Source organism: Sphingomonas hankookensis, assembly GCF_001619955.1.
GTDB lineage: Bacteria > Pseudomonadota > Alphaproteobacteria > Sphingomonadales > Sphingomonadaceae > Sphingomonas > Sphingomonas hankookensis_A.
Map to the genome: position 1 here is coordinate 94002 of NZ_LQQO01000001.1, position 18402 is coordinate 112403.

Here is an 18402-nt window from a genome sequence, read left to right on the forward strand (position 1 = left end):
TTTCGGGGGTAACACTTTAGCCCCCTTCTGCGTTGCGCCCTGCATGAACGAAACCCTTCGTCCCGAACCCCGCCCGTCCCGCCGTACGCCGTGGAGCATCATCGGCATCGCCGCCGCCGGCTTCGTCCTGCTGCTACTGTTCTTCCTCGCCGATCAGGTAGTGCGGGGAAGCAGCTTCGCGTTCGACCGGCAGCTGCTGCTGGCGCTGCGGGGGACCGATGGCGCGCCGGTCGCGTCGGAGAAATTCACGTCGATGGTCCGCGACGTCACCGCGCTCGGCAGTACGACGGTGCTGACCATCGTCGTCGCCTTCGTCGCGCTGCTGCTGGCCAGTACCGGACGGTGGCGGACCGGGCTGCTGATCGCGGCGGCGTGCGCCAGTGGCAGCTGGGCCAATATGCTGTTCAAGCAGGCGGTGTCCCGCGCGCGTCCCGATCTGGTCCCGCACCTGATGGCGGAGACGTCGAACAGTTTCCCCAGCGGCCATGCCGCCAATTCGGCGATCGTGTACCTGACACTGGCGACGCTCGCCTGGCCGCTGTTGCGCCAGCGCGCCGCACGGGCGTTCGCGATGGCGGCCGCGGCATCGCTGGTCGTCGCGATCGGGGTCAGCCGGGTTTATCTGGGCGTGCACTGGCCGAGCGACGTGCTGGCCGGATGGCTGTTCGGGGCGCTGTGGGCGATCGGATGGTGGCGGATCGAACTGCGCGTGCTGGGCGGACGGTAACGACGGAAACCTTTGCGGCGGCGCGAGCGGCGGCGTAACGTTAGCGCAAACAATCAGCGATGGAGGGATGGATGAGCGCGAAATTCCGGGGCGTGGCGGCAACGTTGCTGCTGGTGGCGGGGGCGGCGCAGGCGCAGATCGCGCCGGTCGGCGGGGCGCCGAGCAGCTCGCCCAATTCCGAGGACACGACGCGCAGCGTCACCAGCGACCGCGACCAGCAATTCGCGCTCGACCGTATCCGCGACGAGGCAGGCACGACCGTCGACGCACGCGCGTCGCGGCGCAGCGCCAAGCGGATCGTCGCGGCCAAACCGTCCGACCTGGTCATCGGCGCATCGGTGTTCGACAAGACCGGCGTGCCGCTGGGCACGATCGAGGCGGTGAAGCCGGAGGGCGTGCAGCTGTTGTCGGGCAGCTCGCGGGCGATGGTCCCGGCGGATGTGTTCGGCACGATCCGGGGGCAGCTGGTGCTGAACGTGACCAAGGCCGAGTTCGCGCAGCAGACCGGGGCACGGTAATCGCAGCGGCAGGAGGCGATCGACAAGCGACCGATCATCTCGTCACCCCGGACTTGATCCGGCGTCCTGCTTTTGCGTCGGGCGACTAAGAAGCGGGACCCCGGGTCAAGCCCGGGGTGACGATGAGACGTTATCCTGTGAACCGCGAACCTTGCTTGAGCGGCTGAACGCGGATCTGCTGCGAGCCTCAGTGAAACGGAGTGATGATGTCCGCGCCGTGGCGGGTCGCCTTGTCATAGGCGACGTCGTGCTCGGCGATCGTGCGCACCGCCGCCATGCCGGCGTCCTTGATCCCGTCGCAGCCGGCGGCGTTGATCGCGTCGGCCACCTCGCCGCGATGGTCCCACGCATAGCGGACATGGCCTTCCTCATGCTTCAGCAGCGTGGCGAGGTAGCGGTCGAACTGCGCGCGGACCCTGGCCGGGACGTCGGAGTCGGCGAGGCGGGGAACGGTGACGACCGCTTCGAACCCGATATTGTCGAGCGTCGTGCTGCACGTGCCCGCCGCATCGCGCCGCCAGCGCCAGTTGATGTTCCAGCGGCTGAGCCCGTCGACGCGCTTGCCGTCGTTCGGATCGGTCGGGCGGGCAGCGTCGATCGATCGACGGATCGCGGCCACGCTGCGGCCGGTGACGGCATATTCCTCGACCCGGACATTGGCGATGCCGTCGAACGGGGTGGCGGAGCCTTGCAGCGTCAGCAGCGCGGCGAACAGGGCGGTGGCGGCGGGGGCGGTCGGCATGGGGCGGAGCGTAGCCGGGGCGCGGCGGAAGGCAATGGCGGAGTTAAGGGTGGGCAATGCGCAGTCGGTCCTGGGCATGGCCTCTGCGAACGTCGCTCGCCCAACTGCCACCGCTTCGTACCCCGGCCTTCGCCCGGGTACGGAACAGGCATTTGGGCAGAGGTCTTATCTGAGCCAAGTGAGCTTGGTCATGCCGCGGCAGAGAGCGTGGTCCCATCGGGTAGCCCATTCGGCACGTCGCGGTTCAACAGTTCGGGGCAGCCGTTGCAGTCCACCGCGCTACGGGGCGGGCGGCGAAGGCAAAACCATTGGAGTGGGCTCAGTCGCCCAGTTGCGCGAGCAACGTCTTCGCCGCCAGCGTCTCGGCCTCCTGCTTCGACGTGCCGGTGGCTTCGGCCGCCGCCAGCTTGCCGATGGTTACGCGCACGGTGAAGCGCGGCGCGTGGCCGGGGCCGCTCTTGTCGACGATCGCATATTCGGGCGGACGGCGATTGTTCGCGGCGGCCCATTCCTGCAGCGCCGATTTCGGGTGGCGCGGCACGCGCAGTTGCGCGTCGATCCGCGATCCCCATAGCGTGCGGACCAACGCGCGCGCGGCGTCATGGCCATGGTCGAGATAATAGGCGCCGATCAGCGCCTCCATCACATCGCCCAGCACATTGTCGCTGTCGCCGGCGCCGTCGTCGCGCGCCTGCTTGCCGAGCTTCAGATGCGGGACCACGCCGATGCCGCGCGCGATTTCCGCACAGACGGCACCGGTCACCAACGCGTTGAACCGCTTCGACAGCGCGCCTTCGCTCTCCGAGGGAAAGCGTTCGTAGAGCCATTCGGCGACGGCGAGCCCCAGCACGCGGTCGCCGAGAAATTCGAGCCGCTCATAGGTCGCGCGTGCCGTGCTGCCATGGGTCAGCGCGCGGGCGTAATCGTCGATGCGGGTCGGCGCACGGCCCAGCGCCTGGCCGACCCAGTCGTGCAGGGCGTCGCTCAGAAGCCTTCCCCGATCCGGTGCCACCGCGCGGCCGAGAACCACGTCCACGGCAGCAGCCATTCGGCCGAGCCATCGGTCGAGAAGAAGTTCACGACGGCCTTGCCCTCGATATTCTCCAGCGGGACGATGCCGATGCCGCCGCCTTCGCGTGCCGGGAAGCGGCTGTCGGCGCTGTCGTCGCGATTGTCGCCCATCAGGAACGCATGGCCGGCCGGCACGGTGAACACGCCGGTATCGTCCGCCTCGGTCGTGCCGAGGTCGAGGACGTTGTAGCTCTTGCCGTTCGGCAACGTCTCGCGGAACTGCGGATAGGCGCAGACCGGCTGTTCGGCGACGATCCGCTGGAAGGCATAGTCGCAATTGGTGTTGGGCGATACCGGCGCGACCCAGTCGGCGACGCGCTGCTTCGGGATCGCCTTGCCGTTCAGGAACAGCTGTCCGCCGCGCATCTGTACCGTGTCGCCGGGGATGCCGATCACGCGCTTGATATAGTCCTGCTTCGCGCTCGGCGGCGCCTTGAACACCACCACGTCGCCGCGCGCGGGCGTGCGCGGCAGGATGCGGCCGGGGATCAGCGGGATGCCCCAAGGCAGCGAATAGCGCGAATAGCCGTAGTTCCATTTGGTGATGAACAGATAGTCGCCGATCATCAATCGCGGCTGCATCGATCCCGACGGGATCGAGAAGGGCGAGAACAGGAACGAGCGGATGATGAACACCACGATGGCGAGCTTCAGCAGGAAGACCATCAGGTCCGCCCCTTCCGAACGCTTCGGCTTGGTGGCGGGCGCGGGCGGAGTCGGCGTGGGGGTAGCCGGGGCGGGGTCGAGAGCCATGGACCGTGCCATGCGTGGGGCGGGGCGGGGCGTCAAGTGGGTGGGGGTTTGTCGGGTGATCGGGCAGGAGCCGAGGGAGACCCCAGCTTTCGCTGGGGTGAGGTTTGGGGCAGGGCCGTTTCCCATTTACGTCACCCCAGCGCAGGCTGGGGTCTTTCTCGGCTCAAACGATGTCGTCGAACAAATCCCGCCATTCCGGGTTGGCGTCTGCGATCAACTGGTGCTTCCATTCGGCCCGCCACGCCTTGAGCGCCTTCTCCCGCCGGATAGCGCTTTCGATATCATCATGCTTTTCCGCGAGAACCAGCGTCCTGATACCGTACTTCCGGCAATAGGCAGACCCACTATCCCGCCTGTGCTGCCACACCCGCGCGGCAAGGTCGGCCGTCACCCCGACATAGGTCATGCCGAACCGGCGGTTCGCCATGATGTAGGTCCAGCCCCCGCGCATCGGGCAGGCGTATCGAGATGCTCAGGGAGATGCCAGCCTGCGCCGGCATGACGATAGAAGGGAGTGGACCTGCCCCCTTGGTCCGCTCTAGGGCGACGGCATCCTAACCGACGACATGACGAGGGACGATATGGCGATGCAGGACTGGTCCGCGATCGAGGGGCTTGGCAGCACGAAGCTCACCGAATTGTTCGCAAAGGATCCCGACCGGCTGGCCAAGCTGACCGTCGATGTCGGCGGGCTGCATTTCGATTTCGCCAAGACCCATCTGGACGATGCGGCGATCGACGCGTTCACCGGGCTGGCCGCGACGATGGAGCTGGCGGCGAAGCGCGACGCGCTGTTCGCCGGGCAGGTGGTGAATGTCACCGAAGGGCGCGCTGCGACCCATACCGCCGAGCGCGGCGAGGGTAACCCGGACGATGTCGCACAGGCGCGCGCGTTCCAGTCGCGGATGCGGCAGGTGATCGACGCGATCGAGGCGGATGCGTTCGGGCCGGTACGCCACATCCTGCATGTCGGCATCGGCGGGTCGGCGCTCGGCCCCGACCTGATCTTCGACGCGCTGGGGCGTGACGAGGACAAGTATGACGTGGCGATCGTGTCGAACGTCGACGGCGTGGCGATGGAAGAGGCGGTCAAGGGCTTCGACCCCGCCGCCACGCTGCTGGTCGTCGCGTCCAAGACCTTCACCACGACCGAGACGATGCTGAACGCGGAATCGGCGATGGCGTGGATGCGCGAGGGCGGGGTCGAGGACCCTTATGGCCGCGTGATCGCGCTGACCGCCTCGCCCGACCGCGCGGTGGAATGGGGCGTCGACGAAACCCGCGTGCTGCCGTTCGCCGAGTCGGTCGGCGGGCGCTATTCGCTGTGGTCGACGCTGGGGTTCCCGTTCGCGCTGGCGCTGGGGTTCCAGGCCTATGAGGAACTTCTGGAAGGCGCGGCCGAGATGGATCGGCATTTCCGCTTGAGCGAACCGGCGAAGAATGCGCCGGTGCTGGCGGCCTTTGCCGACCTTTATTATTCGCAGGTGAAGGGTTGCGAGACGCGGGCGACGTTTGCCTATGACGAGCGGTTGCGGTTGCTGCCGTCCTATCTCCAGCAGCTTGAGATGGAATCGAACGGCAAGTCGGTGACGGCGGCCGGCGAGCCGCTGGGGCGCAATTCGGCGGCGATCACCTGGGGCGGGGTCGGCACCGATGCCCAGCATGCGGTGTTCCAGCTGCTGCATCAGGGTACGCGCATCGTGCCGCTGGAATTCGTCGCGGTGGTCGAGGCGGGCGACACCCTCGACCCGGCGCATCACCGGCAGCTGCTGCTTAACGCCTTTGCGCAGGGGGCGGCGCTGATGGCGGGGAAGGCCAATGCCGATCCGGCGCGCGCCTATGCCGGCGACCGGCCGTCGTCGACGATCCTGCTGAAGGATTTGGACCCGCGCACGCTGGGGGCGCTGATCGCGTTCTATGAGGCGCGGACGTTCGTGAATGCCGCGTTGCTGGGCATCAACCCGTTCGACCAGTTCGGTGTCGAGCTGGGCAAGGAAATGGCGAAGGCAGCCGATCAGGGTGGTCAGACGTTCGATGCGTCGACCAACGACCTTCTGGCACGGGCAGGACTTGCATGAGCGATTACGACTACGACCTCTTCGTCATCGGCGCGGGATCGGGCGGCACCCGCGCCGCCCGCGTGTCGGCGGCGCATGGCGCGAAGGTGGCGGTGGCGGAGGAGTATCGCGTCGGCGGCACCTGCGTCATCCGCGGCTGCGTGCCGAAGAAGCTGCTGGTGTACGGCGCTCATTTCGCCGAGGATCTGCGCGATGCGAAGGCGTTCGGCTGGGACGTGCCGCCGCAATGCGACTTTTCCTGGCCGCGGCTGCGCGACAATGTGCTGAGCGAGGTCGACCGGATCAACGGCGCGTACACCAGCACGCTGGAGAATCACGGCGTCGACATCATTCACGAACGCGCGACCGTGACCGGTCCGCATTCGGTCAAGCTGGCGGGCGGGCGCGAGGTGACGGCCGAGCGCATCCTGATCGCGGTCGGGGCCAAGCCGGCGGTGCCGTCCTGTCCGGGGGCGGAGCATGGCATCACTTCGAACGAGGCGTTCCATCTGGATGCGATCCCGAAGCGGGTGCTGATCGCCGGCGCGGGCTATATCGCCAACGAGTTCGCGGGCGTGTTCCACCAGTTCGGCGCGCATGTCATCCTGATCAACCGCACCGACGTCATCCTGCGCGGCTATGACGAATCGATCCGCGACCGGCTGCTGCAGATTTCGATGACCAAGGGCATCGAGTTCCGCTTCCACGCCGAGTTCGAGGGGATCGAGAAGGGCGACGATGGCTGCCTGACCGTCAAGATGTCGGGGCATGAGCCGGTGACGGTCGACATGGTGATGTTCGCGACTGGGCGCGTGCCGAACACCGAGGGGCTGGGGCTGGAGAGCGCGGGCGTCGAGCTGGACGACAAGGGCGCGGTGAAGGTCGATGACAAGGCGCAATCGACCTGCCCGTCCATCTATGCGGTCGGCGACGTCACCAACCGGGTGCAGCTGACCCCGGTCGCGATCCGCGAAGGCCAGGCGTTCGCCGACCGCACCTATGGCGGCAAGGACGTGACGGTCGATTACGACTGTATCCCGAGCGCGGTGTTCAGCCATCCGCCGATGGCGGGCGTCGGCATGACCGAGGGCGAGGCGAAGACCACGCTGGGCTCGGTCAAGGTGTACCTGTCCGACTTCCGCCCGATGAAGAACGTGCTGGCCGGCCGCAACGAACGCGCGCTGTACAAGATGATCTGCGAGGAGACGACCGGGCGGATCGTGGGCCTGCACATGATCGGGCCGGACGCGCCGGAGATTTTGCAGGCGGCAGCGATCGCGGTGAAGGCCGGGCTGACCAAGGATCAGTTCGACCAGACGGTCGCGCTGCATCCGACCATGGCGGAAGAGCTGGTGCTGATGAAGTAGGGTGCTGGCCGCAAACGTCACCCCGGCGCAGGCTGGGTCTCCCGCGACGATACGCGCGCTCCCTTACCGGGAGATCCCAGCCTTCGCTGGGATGACGTTTCCCTTCTGGCCTCTTAGCCTTCCGCGAGAATCACATCCGCCTCGCTGGTCGCCGAACCCCCAACGCGCTCGCCGATGGTCGCGGTCACCGCGACGTTCATCGTCACATTGCCCAGCGTCCGCACGATATCCGGCATCGTCTCCACCGCGACCAGCAGCGCCAGCGGTTCGACCGGCACCCCCATCGCCACCGCGATCGGCGCGATCGAGGACACGAAGCTGATCTGCCCCGGCAGGCTGGCCGCGCCCATCGTCGTGATCGCGCCCGCCGCGATCCCCGCCGCGATCTGCCCCGCCCCCAGCGGCACGCCGAACACATGCGCGACATAGAGCGCGACGCCGAGGTTCATCGCCGGTCCCGTCGCACGGAACAGCGCCACCGCCATCGGCAGCACCACGCCCGACGTCGCCACCGGCACGCCGACATCGCCCGCCCCCTTCAGCATCGCCGGCAGCGAGGCGAGCGAGCTTTGCGTCGAGATCGCGACCGCCTGTGCCGGTGCCGTCGCCTTCAGGAAACGGCCGATCGGCACGCGTCCGCCGATCCGCGCCAGCGGGTAGGCGAGCAGCCAGACGCCCATCCCGACGCTCATCAGTACCAGCACATAATGGACCAGCGCGCCGAACGCCGCCGTGCCCGCCCGCGCGCCGACGACATAGCCTAGGGCGAACACGCCGATCGGCCCCAGCCACAGCACCCAGTTGATGACGATCAGCATCGTGTCGGCAATCGCCTGGAACAGCCGCACCAGCACCGAGCGATTGTCCTGCGGCAGGCGCGTCAGCGCAAAGCCGAAGACGAGCGTGAACAGGATCAGCGGCAGGAACTGGTCGTTCGCCGCCGCCGATACCGGATTGGTCGGCACGATCGCGACGAGGAAGTCGGTGAACGGCGGCACCTTCGCGGCCGGCGCAGCCGTGCCGAAGGTCGAGCGCAACGCTTCGGCGGCGGTTTGCCCCAGCGGGAACAGGTCGAGCAGCGTCAGCGTGAACAGCGCGCCCAGCGCCGACGACGTCCACAGGATGACGATGAACAGCAGCAGCGACCGGGTGGCGATCCGCCCGGCGCGCGCCGCCTCCGCCGTCTGGGCGATGCCGGTGATGAGCAGCGCGACGACCAGCGGCACGATGGTCATGCGCAGCGCGTTCAGCCACGCCGTACCGATCGGTTCGGCGATGGCGATGCCCGACAGGGCGGTGTCCGGCGACTGTCCCGCCAGGAAAACGCCCAGCGCCAGCCCCGCACCCAGTCCCGCCAATATTCGTGTCGCCTGCGACATGCTCGCCCTTTTGCAAAAGTGGCGGTAATACCCCGCCCAACCGAACGCTCAACCTGAAGGCGTATGTGACGATGGCAAGGAAATATTTCGGCACCGACGGGATTCGCGGGCTGACCAACACCAAGCCGATGACCGCCGAGATGGCGATGCGCATCGGCATGGCGGCAGGCGCGCACTTCCGCCGGGGCGATCACCGGCACCGCGTGGTGATCGGCAAGGACACGCGCCTGTCGGGCTATATGCTCGAAAATGCGATGGTCGCGGGGTTCACTTCGGTCGGCATGGACGTGGTGCTGGTCGGCCCGCTGCCGACCCCGGCGGTGGCGATGCTGACCCATTCGATGCGCGCCGATATGGGCGTGATGATCTCCGCCAGCCACAACCCGTATCAGGACAATGGCATCAAGCTGTTCGGCCCGGACGGCTACAAGCTGTCCGATGCCGACGAACTGGCGATCGAGGAACTGATCGACAGCGAGATCGAGCTGTCGGCGCCGGGTGATATCGGACGCGCCAACCGGATCGAGGACGCGCGCGGACGCTATATCCACTTCGCCAAGTCGACCTTTCCCGAAAACCTGCGATTGGACGGCATGAAGCTGGTCGTCGATTGCGCCAATGGCGCGGCGTACAATGTCGCCCCCTCGGCGCTATGGGAACTGGGCGCGGAGGTCATCGCGATCGGCGTGACCCCCAATGGCAAGAACATCAACGACCGCGTCGGATCGACCGCGCCGCAGACGCTGTCGGAAACGGTCGTCGCATCGGGCGCGCAGGTCGGCATCGCGCTGGACGGTGACGCCGACCGGCTGATCGTGGTCGACGAAGCGGGCAAGGTGATCGACGGCGATCAGCTGATGGCGACCATCGCCGCCAGCTGGGCGCGCGCCGGAAGGTTGAAGGGCGGCGGCCTCGTCGCCACCGTCATGTCGAACCTGGGGCTGGAGCGGCATCTGGCGGCGCAGGGGCTGGGACTGGTGCGCACCGCCGTCGGCGATCGCCACGTCCTCGAAAAGATGCGGACGTCGGGCTATAATGTCGGGGGGGAACAGTCGGGGCATATCATCCTGTCCGACTATGCGACGACCGGCGACGGGCTGGTCGCGGCATTGCAGGTGCTGGCGGAAATCCAGCGATCGGGCGCACCGGCCAGCGAAGTGCTGCACCGCTTCGACCCGCTGCCGCAGCTGCTCAAGAATGTGCGCTTCGCCGGGGGCAAGCCGCTCGACGATCCGCGGGTGAAGGATGTCGTTGCCGGCGTCGAGGCGGAACTGGCCGGGCGCGGACGGCTGGTGCTGCGCGCGTCGGGCACCGAACCGGTGATCCGGGTGATGGCGGAGGGCGAGGACGCCGCCCATGTCGAACAGGTGGTCGACCGCATCTGCGACGCGGTGCGGCAGGCGGCGGCCTGATGCTGGCAATGAAGCCGGCATGCGAGCGATGCGACGCGCCGCTGCCGGCGGCAGCGCATGGCGCGTTCATCTGCTCGCACGAATGCACCTTCTGCGCGGATTGTGCGGATGACCTCGATGAGGTGTGTCCGAACTGTCGCGGCGAGTTGGTGGATCGGCCGACGCGGCGCAAATAGATCCTCCCCGCTGCGCGGGGAGGGGGAGCGTCCGAAGGACGGTGGAGGGGGTTGGCCGCGCAACGCAACCGTTCCGTATGCCGACATCCCCCTCCACCAGCTTCGCTGGTCCCCCTCCCCGTACCGGGGAGGAGCTTGTCGCGTCCGCATCGCAAGGCTAACCCCACCCCATGACCACACCCCGTATCCTGATCGTCGCCGGTTCCGATTCCGGCGGGGGCGCCGGTATCCAGGCGGATATCAAGACCGCGACGATGCTGGGCGCGCACGCCATGACCGCGATCACCGCGATCACCGCGCAGAACACGCTGGGCGTCGATGCAGTGCATCCCATCCCGACCGACATGGTGATGGCGCAGATCGATGCGGTAGTGCGCGATATCGGCGTCGATGCGGTGAAGATCGGCATGATCGGATCGGCGCGCACGGCGCACGCGCTGGCCGACCGGCTGCGCGACCTGCCCGGCGTCCCGGTGGTGTTCGACCCGGTGATGATCTCGACCAGCGGTGCGCGGCTCGCCGACGAAGCGACGGTCGCCGCGTTCGAGCGGCTGATGGCGGTCGCGACGGTCGCGACGCCGAACCTGCCCGAACTGGAAGCCCTGGGCGGCGTGGACGACATGCTGTCGCATGGCTGTGCCGTCCTGCAAAAGGGCGGGCACGGCGAGGGCGAGGTACTGGTCGACCGGCTGCATCAACGCGGCAGCGGTGCCGCGCCGTTGGTCGAATGGTCGTCCCCGCGCATCGACGGGATGGCGACGCATGGCACCGGCTGTACCCTGTCGACCGCGATCGCGTGCGAGCTGGCGAAGGAATGGACGCTGGTCGAGGCGATCGGCCGCGCGCGCAGTTTCGTGCGGATCGCGATGCTGGGTGCCGACGAACTGGGGCGCGGCGCGGGACCGATGGCGCAGCAGGGGGTGCGACTCGACCTCAACCAGTCGCGCTGGTCGCCGATGCTGAACCAGGTGACGGTGCCGGCCAGCGACGTGCCGGCGAGCGAGCATTTCTACCGCCTGCTCGGCCTCAAGGCGATCGTGCGGTCCAGCCGCCGCTATGCCCGGTTCGAGACCGAGGGCGGGGCGACCTTCTCGATCGAGATGACCGAGGAGCGCAAGGTGCCGGCGGTGTATTTCGAAGTCGGCGACCTGAACGTCGTGGTCCACTATCTGAAAGGGCAGGGGTTGTCGTTCGCGCAGGAGCCGATCGACCGGCCCTGGGGCTGGCGCGAGGCGCGGCTGTTCGATCCGGCGGGCAACGAGGTTTGCCTGTACCAGGCGGGCGAGATGCGGCGGTTTCCGCCATGGCGCATCGCCGATGCCTGACTGGACGCACGAGGCGCGCCATGTCGGGCCGGTGGCGGGGGTGGACGAAGCGGGGCGCGGGCCGCTGGCCGGGCCGGTGGTCGCCGCCGCCGTCATCCTCGACCGCGATTGCGTGCCGGACGGGCTGAACGATTCCAAACAGTTGAGCGCGAAGCGGCGGGCGGACCTCCACGCCCGGCTGCTGGAATGCGCGACGGTCGGCGTCGGGATCGCCAGCGTCGAGGAGATCGACCGGCTCAACATCCTGTGGGCGACGATGCTGGCGATGGAACGCGCGGTCGACGCATTGGGGATGGCGTGCGGTATGGTGCTGGTCGACGGCAATCGCTGTCCGAACTGGGGCCATCCGAGCATCGCGGTGGTCGGCGGCGACGCGATCAGCCTGTCGATCGCCGCCGCCTCGATCGTCGCGAAACAGACCCGCGACGCGATGATGGTCGAAGCGGATGCCCGGCATCCCGGCTATGGCTGGGCATCGAACAAGGGATACGGCGCGAAGGTGCATCTGGAGGCGCTTCGGACGCTGGGTCCGACGCCGCTGCACCGCAGAAGTTTCGCACCGGTCGCGCAGGCGTGTCTGACGCTTTGACCTGCGCGGTTTTGCGACGAACCGAGTGATACCAGATATGGAGTCTGATCCGCGTCCTCAGCCTCAAGATATGCCCCGCAGCGACTCGATTCGTCGCCGCAACGAATCTCCATCAACGCAAGAGTCAAGCATTACCTCTTGACCGCGACTCGTGGATTCCGCGAGATGGCGGCAATGCAAGGGGAATGACGACGATGGTGGCAGTGAAAACCCGGAAGAAGAAGGTCGCGACGACGGTCGCGCTGCCGCTCGACCGGATCCTGATGGACGATTGCATCGAGGCGATGCGCTCGCTGCCCGCCAAGTCGATCGACTGCATCTTCGCCGATCCGCCCTACAACCTGCAGCTGGGCGGCGACCTCCTGCGCCCCGATGGCAGTCAGGTCGATGCGGTCGATGACGATTGGGACAAGTTCGACAGCTTCGCCGCGTACGACAAGTTCACTCGCGACTGGTTGGCCGAGGCACGCCGCATCCTGAAACCCGACGGCACGATCTGGGTCATCGGCAGCTACCACAATATCTATCGGGTCGGGTCGATCGTGCAGGACCAGGGCTTCTGGATCCTGAACGACATCGTGTGGCGCAAGTCGAACCCGATGCCCAATTTCAAGGGCACGCGCTTCACCAACGCGCACGAGACGATGATCTGGGCATCGATGGGCGAGAAGGCGCGCTACACCTTCAACTATCGCCAGATGAAGACGCTGAACGACGAATTGCAGATGCGTTCGGACTGGGAATTCCCGATCTGCGGCGGGCCGGAGCGGCTGCGCAAGGACGGGACCAAGGTCCATCCGACTCAGAAGCCCGAGGCGCTGCTGTACCGCGTGCTGCTGGCGTCGACCAAGCCGGGCGATGTGGTACTCGACCCGTTCTTCGGCACCGGAACCACCGGCGCGGTCGCCAAGCGGCTGGGGCGGCACTTCATCGGGATCGAACGCGACGCGACCTATGTCGAGGCGGCGACCGCGCGGATCGAGGCGGCGCTGCCGCTCGATGAATCGGCGATCCGCGCGATGCGTGCGCCCTCCAAACCGCCGCGCGTGGCGTTCGGCGTGTTGGTCGAAAACGGCCTGTTGCCGCCAGGGTCGGTGGTGGTCGACAGCAAGCGCCGCTTCCGCGCGACCGTGCTGGCCGACGGGTCGCTGCTGTCCGACTGCGGGGCGGCCGGATCGATCCACAAGCTCGGCTCGACGTTGCAGAACGCGCCGTCGTGCAATGGCTGGACCTTCTGGCACACCGAAGGGTCGAAGGGGCTGGTCGCGGTCGATGCACTGCGCCAGCAATGGCTGCTCGCGACGCAACCCTGATGTATCTGCGCCCGGTCCGCTTCGTCGACACGCCGGTCGGGCTGCCCGATGGCGGCGCGTTGCGGCTGGCCGGGGGGATGCTGTGGTTCGCGGCCTATGAGGTGACCGACCGGGCGGGATTGCGGATGACCGTGCCGGTCGAGCGGTTTGACGATTGGGTCGCGACGTCGCCGCCGGACCGGGCGGATCGTGCGCGCCAGCTGCATCGCCGGATCACCGCGCCGCGTCCGTCGTTGACGGTCGGCGAGCGGGTGCTGCGGTTCGACCAGCCGCAGGTCATGGCGATCCTGAATGTCACGCCGGACAGCTTTTCGGACGGCGGGGCGCATGTCGGCGATCCGGCAGGCGCGGCGGCGGCCGGGGTCGCTATGGCGGCGGCGGGCGCGGCTCTGATCGATCTGGGCGGGGAATCCACGAGGCCGGGTGCCGCGACCGTGTGGGAAGGCGACGAGATCGCCCGCGTCGTGCCGGTCGCCGAGCGGCTGGCGGCGGCGGGGGTCGCGGTCTCGGTCGACACGCGCAAGGCGGCGGTGATGGAGGCGGCGCTGGCGGCGGGGGCGCATGTCGTCAACGATGTGGCTGCGCTGGCCTATGATCCCCGCGCGCTGGGCGTCGTCGCCGCGAGCGGGTGTCCGGTGGTGCTGATGCACTCGCCCGCCCCGGCGCAGGGGCCGCATGCCGGGGACGGCTATGGCGACCCGCTGCTCGATGTGTTCGACTGGCTGGAGGCGCGGGTCGAGACAGTGGTTGCCGGCGGGGTCGACCGGGCGAAGATCGTCGTCGATCCTGGCATCGGGTTTGGGAAGGCGCTGTCGGACAATCTGGCGCTAGTGAACGGGCTGGCGCTGTTCCACGGCTTAGGCTGCCCGGTGTCGCTGGGGGCCAGCCGCAAGCGGATCATCGGCGCGCTGTCGAACGAGGCGCCGGCGGACCAGCGACTGGGCGGGTCGGTCGCGCTGGCGCTGGCCGGCGTCGATCGCGGGGCGCAGATCGTGCGGGTGCATGACGTCGCGGAGACGGTGCAGGCGATCCGGGTGTGGCGCGGCCTGCGCGATGCGGCGCTGGTGGCGCGGTAGCCTTCCCGGTCGTTGCACAACGGCCAAGCCGGTGGATCAACTGTCCCTCCGTCCGCTATAGCCGGCCCCATGGTTCGCGTACTCCTGTTGCTCGCCGCGCTGTCGGCATTGTTTGCCGATCCGGCCCGTGCCCAGCAGAACGGGTTCGACCTCGACGGGCCGGAGGTCGCGGTCAGCGTCACGCGGGGGGCGGTCGAACTGCCGGTCGCGGCGGTGCCGGCGCTCAGGGGCGGGGACAGGCTGACCGCGCGGGCGCTGCTGCCGGCGGACCAGTCGGCACGCTATCTGCTGGTCGTCGCGTTCCTGCGCGGCGCGACCAATCCGCCGCCCAAGGACTGGTTCTTTTCGGTCGAGACGTGGAAACCGAAAAAGGATGTGCTGACCGTCACCGTGCCGGAGGGCGCGGAGCAGGCGATGCTGTTCCTGGCACCCGAAGCAGGCGGCGGGTTTTCAGCGGTGCGCGGCGCGGTGCGGGGGCGGCCCGGCGTCTTCGTGCGCGCGGCGCAGGACCTGTATCAGGCATCGCTCGACCGGCAGCGGCTGGACGCATTCGTCGGTGCCATCGGACGGATCGGCGATGCCGCGCCCGAACGGCTGGCGAGCGCCGCCCCGGTACTGGCCGATGCGCTGCGCATCAAGCTGAACGCCGATTGCCTGCTGAAACAGCGGGCGTTGCAGGCGGCGTGCCTGACTCAGCAGCGCGACGCGCTGGTGTTGCAGGCGCAGCGCGGCGCGACACTGACCGAGACGCTGACCGGAGCACCGGTCGACCTGGCCTATCGCGTGGCCGCGACGCGCGAGGGCGGGGCGGGCTATTACAGCCCCTATATCGGCCTAGCGCGCGATCTGGCCCGGCTGTTCGGGGCGTTTCGCAGCGCGCAATATCAATATCTGCCGGCATTGGCGCTGGGGCAGGGCGATGCGATCCACCTGCAGCTGAACAGCGCCCCGTCGTTCCAGAATCCGCGATCGGTGCTGGTCGCGCCGCTGCCCCCGATCGGCGACGCGCCACCGCCCTTGTGGCGATCGGGAGCGCAAGGGGCGCTGTGCCTTGCCCGGCCGGACCTCGTGCTGCCGCTGGACGATGCCGCGCTGCTGTTCGCGACCGATTACGCCCGCGACCTGACGCTGAAGGTGACGGCGGCGGACGGCAAGGTGTCGCTGCTGAAGCTGACGCCCGATGCCGAGCGCGGCGGGCTGGTGCTGGCGGGCGGGGCGTCGGTCGCCGGGCCGATCACCGATGCGGTGGTACAGGGCAGCTGGGGCTTCGACCGGTTCAGCGGGCCCCGCGTGCCGGCGCAGATCGACGGGCCGGGCGCATGGACGCCGCAACCCGATGCCAATGTGATCGTCGGGCGCGATCATCCGCTGGTGTTGCGCGGCGGTGCCTCGGCCTGCGTGTCCGGGCTGACGCTGCGCGATGCCGGGGGGCTCAGCCGATCGCTGACGTGGAAGGCGGCGGCGCCGGATGCGATCGAGACGACGTTGCCGCTCAGCAAGACCCGGCCGGGGCCGTTGACGCTCACTGTCGTGCGGCACGGGGCGGTCGCGCCGGACCAGATTGCACTGACCGGTCGGGCGGAGCCGAGCCGGCTGGACCGGTTCACCCTCCATCGCGGCGACAAGGAAGGGGTGTTGGAGGGTGCGCGGCTGGATCAGGTGGCAGGCCTGACGCTGGGCGGCGTGTGCTTCACGGCCGGCGCGTTGACCCGGGTCGGTGAGGGGGACCGGTTGGTGCTGGTGGCCGAACAACCGCTGGGCGATGCGACCGATACGAGTGCCAGCGTGCAGCTGCGCGACGGGCGCAGCGCCACGGTCGCCGCGACCGTGGCGCCGTCGCGTCCCGCCGTGCAACTGCTCGACCGGCGAGTGGCGTTCGATTCGCCCGCGGGCGCACGGCCGATCGACTTGCCGGCCGGGCTGGTCCCGACGACCGCGACTCTTACCTTTTCGGCAAGGATCGCTGGAGGTCTGGGCGGACCGGACGACGGCATCGAGATCGCGGCGGGCGACGTGAGCCGGCGGCTGACGATCGCGTCGGGCGCCGTGCAGCGGATCGGCGATGACGTGGTGGTCGCGACCATCGCCCCGCAGGCGGCGTTCGGCCCGGCGGTGTCGGGTCCGATCCGGGTCCGGGTATGGCGCGGCGGTACGGCGGGCGATTGGCAGGCGGTGGCGACACTGGTCCGGCTGCCGGTGGTGACCGGTATCGAGTGCCGCGAGAGCTGCACGGTGAGCGGGCGCGACCTGTTCCTGGTCGCTGCGATCGGGACGACCCCCGACATGGCCGGGGCGGTGACGCTGCCCGGTGGGTTCGTCGGAACGAGCGTTACCGTACCGCGTGGCGGCGATGGTGCTATCTATCTGAAACTCCACGACGCCGCCGACGCGGTGTTGCGGGTGCGCTAGTCCGCCGGGGCTTGTGAAAACGGCCAAAAGCAATATGTACCGGTCGTTATGGAAAATGTGATCACCGCTGCACCCAAGGGGCGGCCACGCGAATTCTGTGTCGATCAGGCATTGGCGGCGGCGCTCGGCGTCTTCTGGTCCAAGGGCTATGAAGGCGCGTCGATGGCCGACCTGACCGAGGCGATGGGAATCACCAAGCCCAGCCTCTATGCCGCGTTCGGCAACAAGGAGGCGTTGTTCCACAAGGCGCTCGACCTCTACGAGGCCGAGAAGTTGGAATATATGCGCAAGGCGCTGGAACAGCCGACCGCGCGCGCGGTGGTCGAGCATCTGCTGCGCGGCGCGATCGATGCGCAGATGAGCAGCTGCGATCCCAAGGGGTGCCTGGGCGTCATCAGCATGAGCGCGTGCGGGGCCGAGGCCGAATCGATCAAGGCCGATGTAATGCAGCGTCGCGCGTCGTCGCAGGCGGCGCTGGTCGAACGGTTCGAACAGGCGAAGCGTGAGGGCGACCTGCCCGAGGATGTCGATATCGCCGGGCTGACCGGGTATCTCTTCGCCATCTTTCAGGGGATGGCGGTGCAGGCCGGTTCGGGCGCGACGCGTGCCGATCTGGAACGGGTCGTGGCGACCAGTCTGATGATGTGGCCGGGGCGTTAGCGTTCGATCCGGCATAGCTGGATCGACGCGGCGCCGTGCCTTTACGCGACCGGATCAGGACCTAAATATTATACTACCGAGCGGTACAGAAAGTCGTTGACGAGTCGGCCGGCCGTTAATATACCAGTCAGTATAGAAGGGGCGGCCGACTCGGCATTGCCCGGCTTTCGCAAGGATGCCGCTATGACCGAACCTGTTTTCCGCGCGCCGTCCCCGTAACCGGACGGCACGCCCAACCGCTTAGCTTCATCGACAGACCGTTTTCCGTCCTGACCATCGTGTCCGGGCGATCGATGGTCGGCGTCATCATCACAGCGCCACGGACCCAACGGGGGCGGGCGGCGGCATCATCGTGCCGCCGGTCGGAGGGCGCTGGCCATTTCGGGAGGATATCCATGGCCTATCTGCATTTTTCCGGCGATCCGGTTCTCGCGCCCTATACCGATGCCACGGTCGTGGCACCGGCGCGGGAGCGCAAGGCGTCGGCGACCGGGCTGACCGCGCTCGAATGGTCGGTCGTGGCGCTGGCGCAGCATGATCGCCTTTCCTCGCTGCGCGAGCCGTCGGCGCTGTCGATCGCGCTGGGCAAGGTGTTCGGGCGGGGCGGGCGGTCGCCGACGCTGGCCGATCCGAAGCTGGAGGCATTGCGGCGCATGGCGGTGCTCAGCTGGCATCGCGGCTTCGCGGTCCCGGCCGAGGAGCTGACGGCGTTCCTGCGCGCAGGGTTCACCACCGATCAGTATGAAACCATGCTCGCCAGCATCGGTGCGGCGCGCAGCCGCGACGAACGCGCCGCGCGCGACAAATGGGCGGTGTCGGGGCTGTAAT

Annotated in this window: 18 protein-coding genes; 13 read left to right on the plus strand and 5 right to left on the minus strand. The window is 68.2% G+C overall.

Annotation, left to right across the window (positions count from 1 at the left end; translation table 11 throughout):
* Window positions 1-43: 43 nt before the first annotated feature.
* Window positions 44-727, plus strand: coding sequence for a phosphatase PAP2 family protein (locus AVT10_RS00510; protein ID WP_066686881.1), 684 nt, complete (start codon window positions 44-46; stop codon window positions 725-727).
* Between the two features lie 71 nt (window positions 728-798).
* Window positions 799-1245: a hypothetical protein gene (locus AVT10_RS00515; RefSeq protein ID WP_126012564.1), complete on the plus strand. Its 447-nt coding sequence runs from the start codon at window positions 799-801 to the stop codon at window positions 1243-1245.
* A gap of 187 nt (window positions 1246-1432) precedes the next feature.
* Here the strand turns inward: AVT10_RS00515 and AVT10_RS00520 are convergent, their stop codons facing one another.
* From AVT10_RS00520 to AVT10_RS00535, 4 genes are all read right to left on the minus strand, one after another.
* Window positions 1433-1987 carry a DUF922 domain-containing protein gene (locus tag AVT10_RS00520; RefSeq protein ID WP_066686885.1) on the minus strand — a complete coding sequence of 185 codons (555 nt, stop codon included), beginning with the start codon at window positions 1985-1987 and terminating at the stop codon, window positions 1433-1435.
* A 319-nt stretch (window positions 1988-2306) separates the two neighbouring features.
* Window positions 2307-3035, minus strand: a complete 729-nt coding sequence (rnc, locus tag AVT10_RS00525; RefSeq protein ID WP_198158466.1) for a ribonuclease III — start codon at window positions 3033-3035, stop codon at window positions 2307-2309.
* Window positions 2972-3811, minus strand: coding sequence for a signal peptidase I (lepB, locus tag AVT10_RS00530; RefSeq protein WP_126012558.1), 840 nt, complete (start codon window positions 3809-3811; stop codon window positions 2972-2974). The genes rnc and lepB overlap by 64 nt, the downstream gene beginning before the upstream one ends.
* Window positions 3812-3974: 163 nt before the next feature.
* Window positions 3975-4262 (minus strand): GIY-YIG nuclease family protein, encoded by a 288-nt coding sequence (locus tag AVT10_RS00535; RefSeq protein WP_066686898.1) that lies wholly within the window; start codon window positions 4260-4262, stop codon window positions 3975-3977.
* Window positions 4263-4377: 115 nt separating this feature from the next.
* Here AVT10_RS00535 and pgi point away from each other — a divergent pair, with 115 nt between their 5' ends.
* Window positions 4378-5889: a glucose-6-phosphate isomerase gene (pgi, locus tag AVT10_RS00540; protein ID WP_420038482.1), complete on the plus strand. Its 1512-nt coding sequence runs from the start codon at window positions 4378-4380 to the stop codon at window positions 5887-5889.
* On the plus strand, window positions 5886-7235 hold the full coding sequence (gene gorA / locus AVT10_RS00545) for a glutathione-disulfide reductase (RefSeq protein WP_066686911.1): 1350 nt from the start codon (window positions 5886-5888) through the stop codon (window positions 7233-7235). The genes pgi and gorA overlap by 4 nt, the downstream gene beginning before the upstream one ends.
* A 113-nt stretch (window positions 7236-7348) precedes the next feature.
* Here gorA and AVT10_RS00550 read toward each other — a convergent pair whose 3' ends face one another.
* Window positions 7349-8614: a dicarboxylate/amino acid:cation symporter gene (locus AVT10_RS00550; protein ID WP_066686913.1), complete on the minus strand. Its 1266-nt coding sequence runs from the start codon at window positions 8612-8614 to the stop codon at window positions 7349-7351.
* Window positions 8615-8685: 71 nt separating this feature from the next.
* Between AVT10_RS00550 and glmM the strand changes: the two genes are divergently transcribed.
* From glmM to AVT10_RS00590, 9 genes are all read left to right on the plus strand, one after another.
* Entirely contained in the window at window positions 8686-10026 is a 1341-nt protein-coding gene (gene glmM / locus AVT10_RS00555; protein ID WP_066686914.1) for a phosphoglucosamine mutase, read from the plus strand.
* Window positions 10026-10202 carry a DUF1272 domain-containing protein gene (locus AVT10_RS17655; RefSeq protein ID WP_084401176.1) on the plus strand — a complete coding sequence of 59 codons (177 nt, stop codon included), beginning with the start codon at window positions 10026-10028 and terminating at the stop codon, window positions 10200-10202. The genes glmM and AVT10_RS17655 overlap by 1 nt, the downstream gene beginning before the upstream one ends.
* 170 nt (window positions 10203-10372) lie before the next feature.
* The gene (gene thiD / locus AVT10_RS00560; protein WP_066686915.1) at window positions 10373-11527 is read left to right on the plus strand and encodes a bifunctional hydroxymethylpyrimidine kinase/phosphomethylpyrimidine kinase; all 1155 of its coding nucleotides are present in this window, start codon (window positions 10373-10375) and stop codon (window positions 11525-11527) included.
* On the plus strand, window positions 11520-12116 hold the full coding sequence (locus AVT10_RS00565) for a ribonuclease HII (RefSeq protein ID WP_066686916.1): 597 nt from the start codon (window positions 11520-11522) through the stop codon (window positions 12114-12116). The genes thiD and AVT10_RS00565 overlap by 8 nt, the downstream gene beginning before the upstream one ends.
* A gap of 185 nt (window positions 12117-12301) precedes the next feature.
* Complete coding sequence (locus tag AVT10_RS00570) at window positions 12302-13429, plus strand: site-specific DNA-methyltransferase (protein ID WP_066686917.1); 1128 nt, start codon at window positions 12302-12304, stop codon at window positions 13427-13429.
* A complete protein-coding gene (gene folP / locus AVT10_RS00575; protein WP_232307817.1) occupies window positions 13405-14505 on the plus strand; it encodes a dihydropteroate synthase in 1101 nt (366 codons plus the stop codon). Before AVT10_RS00570 ends, folP begins: the two co-directional genes overlap by 25 nt.
* A 69-nt stretch (window positions 14506-14574) precedes the next feature.
* Window positions 14575-16914, plus strand: coding sequence for a hypothetical protein (locus AVT10_RS00580; RefSeq protein WP_066686927.1), 2340 nt, complete (start codon window positions 14575-14577; stop codon window positions 16912-16914).
* Window positions 16915-16962: 48 nt separating this feature from the next.
* Window positions 16963-17574, plus strand: a complete 612-nt coding sequence (locus tag AVT10_RS00585) for a TetR/AcrR family transcriptional regulator (RefSeq protein ID WP_066686930.1) — start codon at window positions 16963-16965, stop codon at window positions 17572-17574.
* 395 nt (window positions 17575-17969) lie between these two features.
* Window positions 17970-18401, plus strand: coding sequence for a hypothetical protein (locus AVT10_RS00590; RefSeq protein ID WP_066686933.1), 432 nt, complete (start codon window positions 17970-17972; stop codon window positions 18399-18401).
* Window position 18402 lies beyond the last annotated feature (1 nt).

Bases quoted from the DNA above. Each gene is read 5' to 3' on its own strand.
- AVT10_RS00510 (WP_066686881.1), top strand. From the start codon at position 44: ATGAACGAAACCCTTCGTCCCGAACCCCGCCCGTCCCGCCGTACGCCG.
- AVT10_RS00515 (WP_126012564.1), top strand. From the start codon at position 799: ATGAGCGCGAAATTCCGGGGCGTGGCGGCAACGTTGCTGCTGGTGGCG.
- AVT10_RS00520 (WP_066686885.1), bottom strand. From the start codon at position 1,987: ATGCCGACCGCCCCCGCCGCCACCGCCCTGTTCGCCGCGCTGCTGACG.
- rnc (WP_198158466.1), bottom strand. From the start codon at position 3,035: ATGGCTGCTGCCGTGGACGTGGTTCTCGGCCGCGCGGTGGCACCGGAT.
- lepB (WP_126012558.1), bottom strand. From the start codon at position 3,811: ATGGCTCTCGACCCCGCCCCGGCTACCCCCACGCCGACTCCGCCCGCG.
- AVT10_RS00535 (WP_066686898.1), bottom strand. From the start codon at position 4,262: ATGCGCGGGGGCTGGACCTACATCATGGCGAACCGCCGGTTCGGCATG.
- pgi (WP_420038482.1), top strand. From the start codon at position 4,378: ATGACGAGGGACGATATGGCGATGCAGGACTGGTCCGCGATCGAGGGG.
- gorA (WP_066686911.1), top strand. From the start codon at position 5,886: ATGAGCGATTACGACTACGACCTCTTCGTCATCGGCGCGGGATCGGGC.
- AVT10_RS00550 (WP_066686913.1), bottom strand. From the start codon at position 8,614: ATGTCGCAGGCGACACGAATATTGGCGGGACTGGGTGCGGGGCTGGCG.
- glmM (WP_066686914.1), top strand. From the start codon at position 8,686: ATGGCAAGGAAATATTTCGGCACCGACGGGATTCGCGGGCTGACCAAC.
- AVT10_RS17655 (WP_084401176.1), top strand. From the start codon at position 10,026: ATGCTGGCAATGAAGCCGGCATGCGAGCGATGCGACGCGCCGCTGCCG.
- thiD (WP_066686915.1), top strand. From the start codon at position 10,373: ATGACCACACCCCGTATCCTGATCGTCGCCGGTTCCGATTCCGGCGGG.
- AVT10_RS00565 (WP_066686916.1), top strand. From the start codon at position 11,520: ATGCCTGACTGGACGCACGAGGCGCGCCATGTCGGGCCGGTGGCGGGG.
- AVT10_RS00570 (WP_066686917.1), top strand. From the start codon at position 12,302: ATGACGACGATGGTGGCAGTGAAAACCCGGAAGAAGAAGGTCGCGACG.
- folP (WP_232307817.1), top strand. From the start codon at position 13,405: ATGGCTGCTCGCGACGCAACCCTGATGTATCTGCGCCCGGTCCGCTTC.
- AVT10_RS00580 (WP_066686927.1), top strand. From the start codon at position 14,575: ATGGTTCGCGTACTCCTGTTGCTCGCCGCGCTGTCGGCATTGTTTGCC.
- AVT10_RS00585 (WP_066686930.1), top strand. From the start codon at position 16,963: ATGGAAAATGTGATCACCGCTGCACCCAAGGGGCGGCCACGCGAATTC.
- AVT10_RS00590 (WP_066686933.1), top strand. From the start codon at position 17,970: ATGGCCTATCTGCATTTTTCCGGCGATCCGGTTCTCGCGCCCTATACC.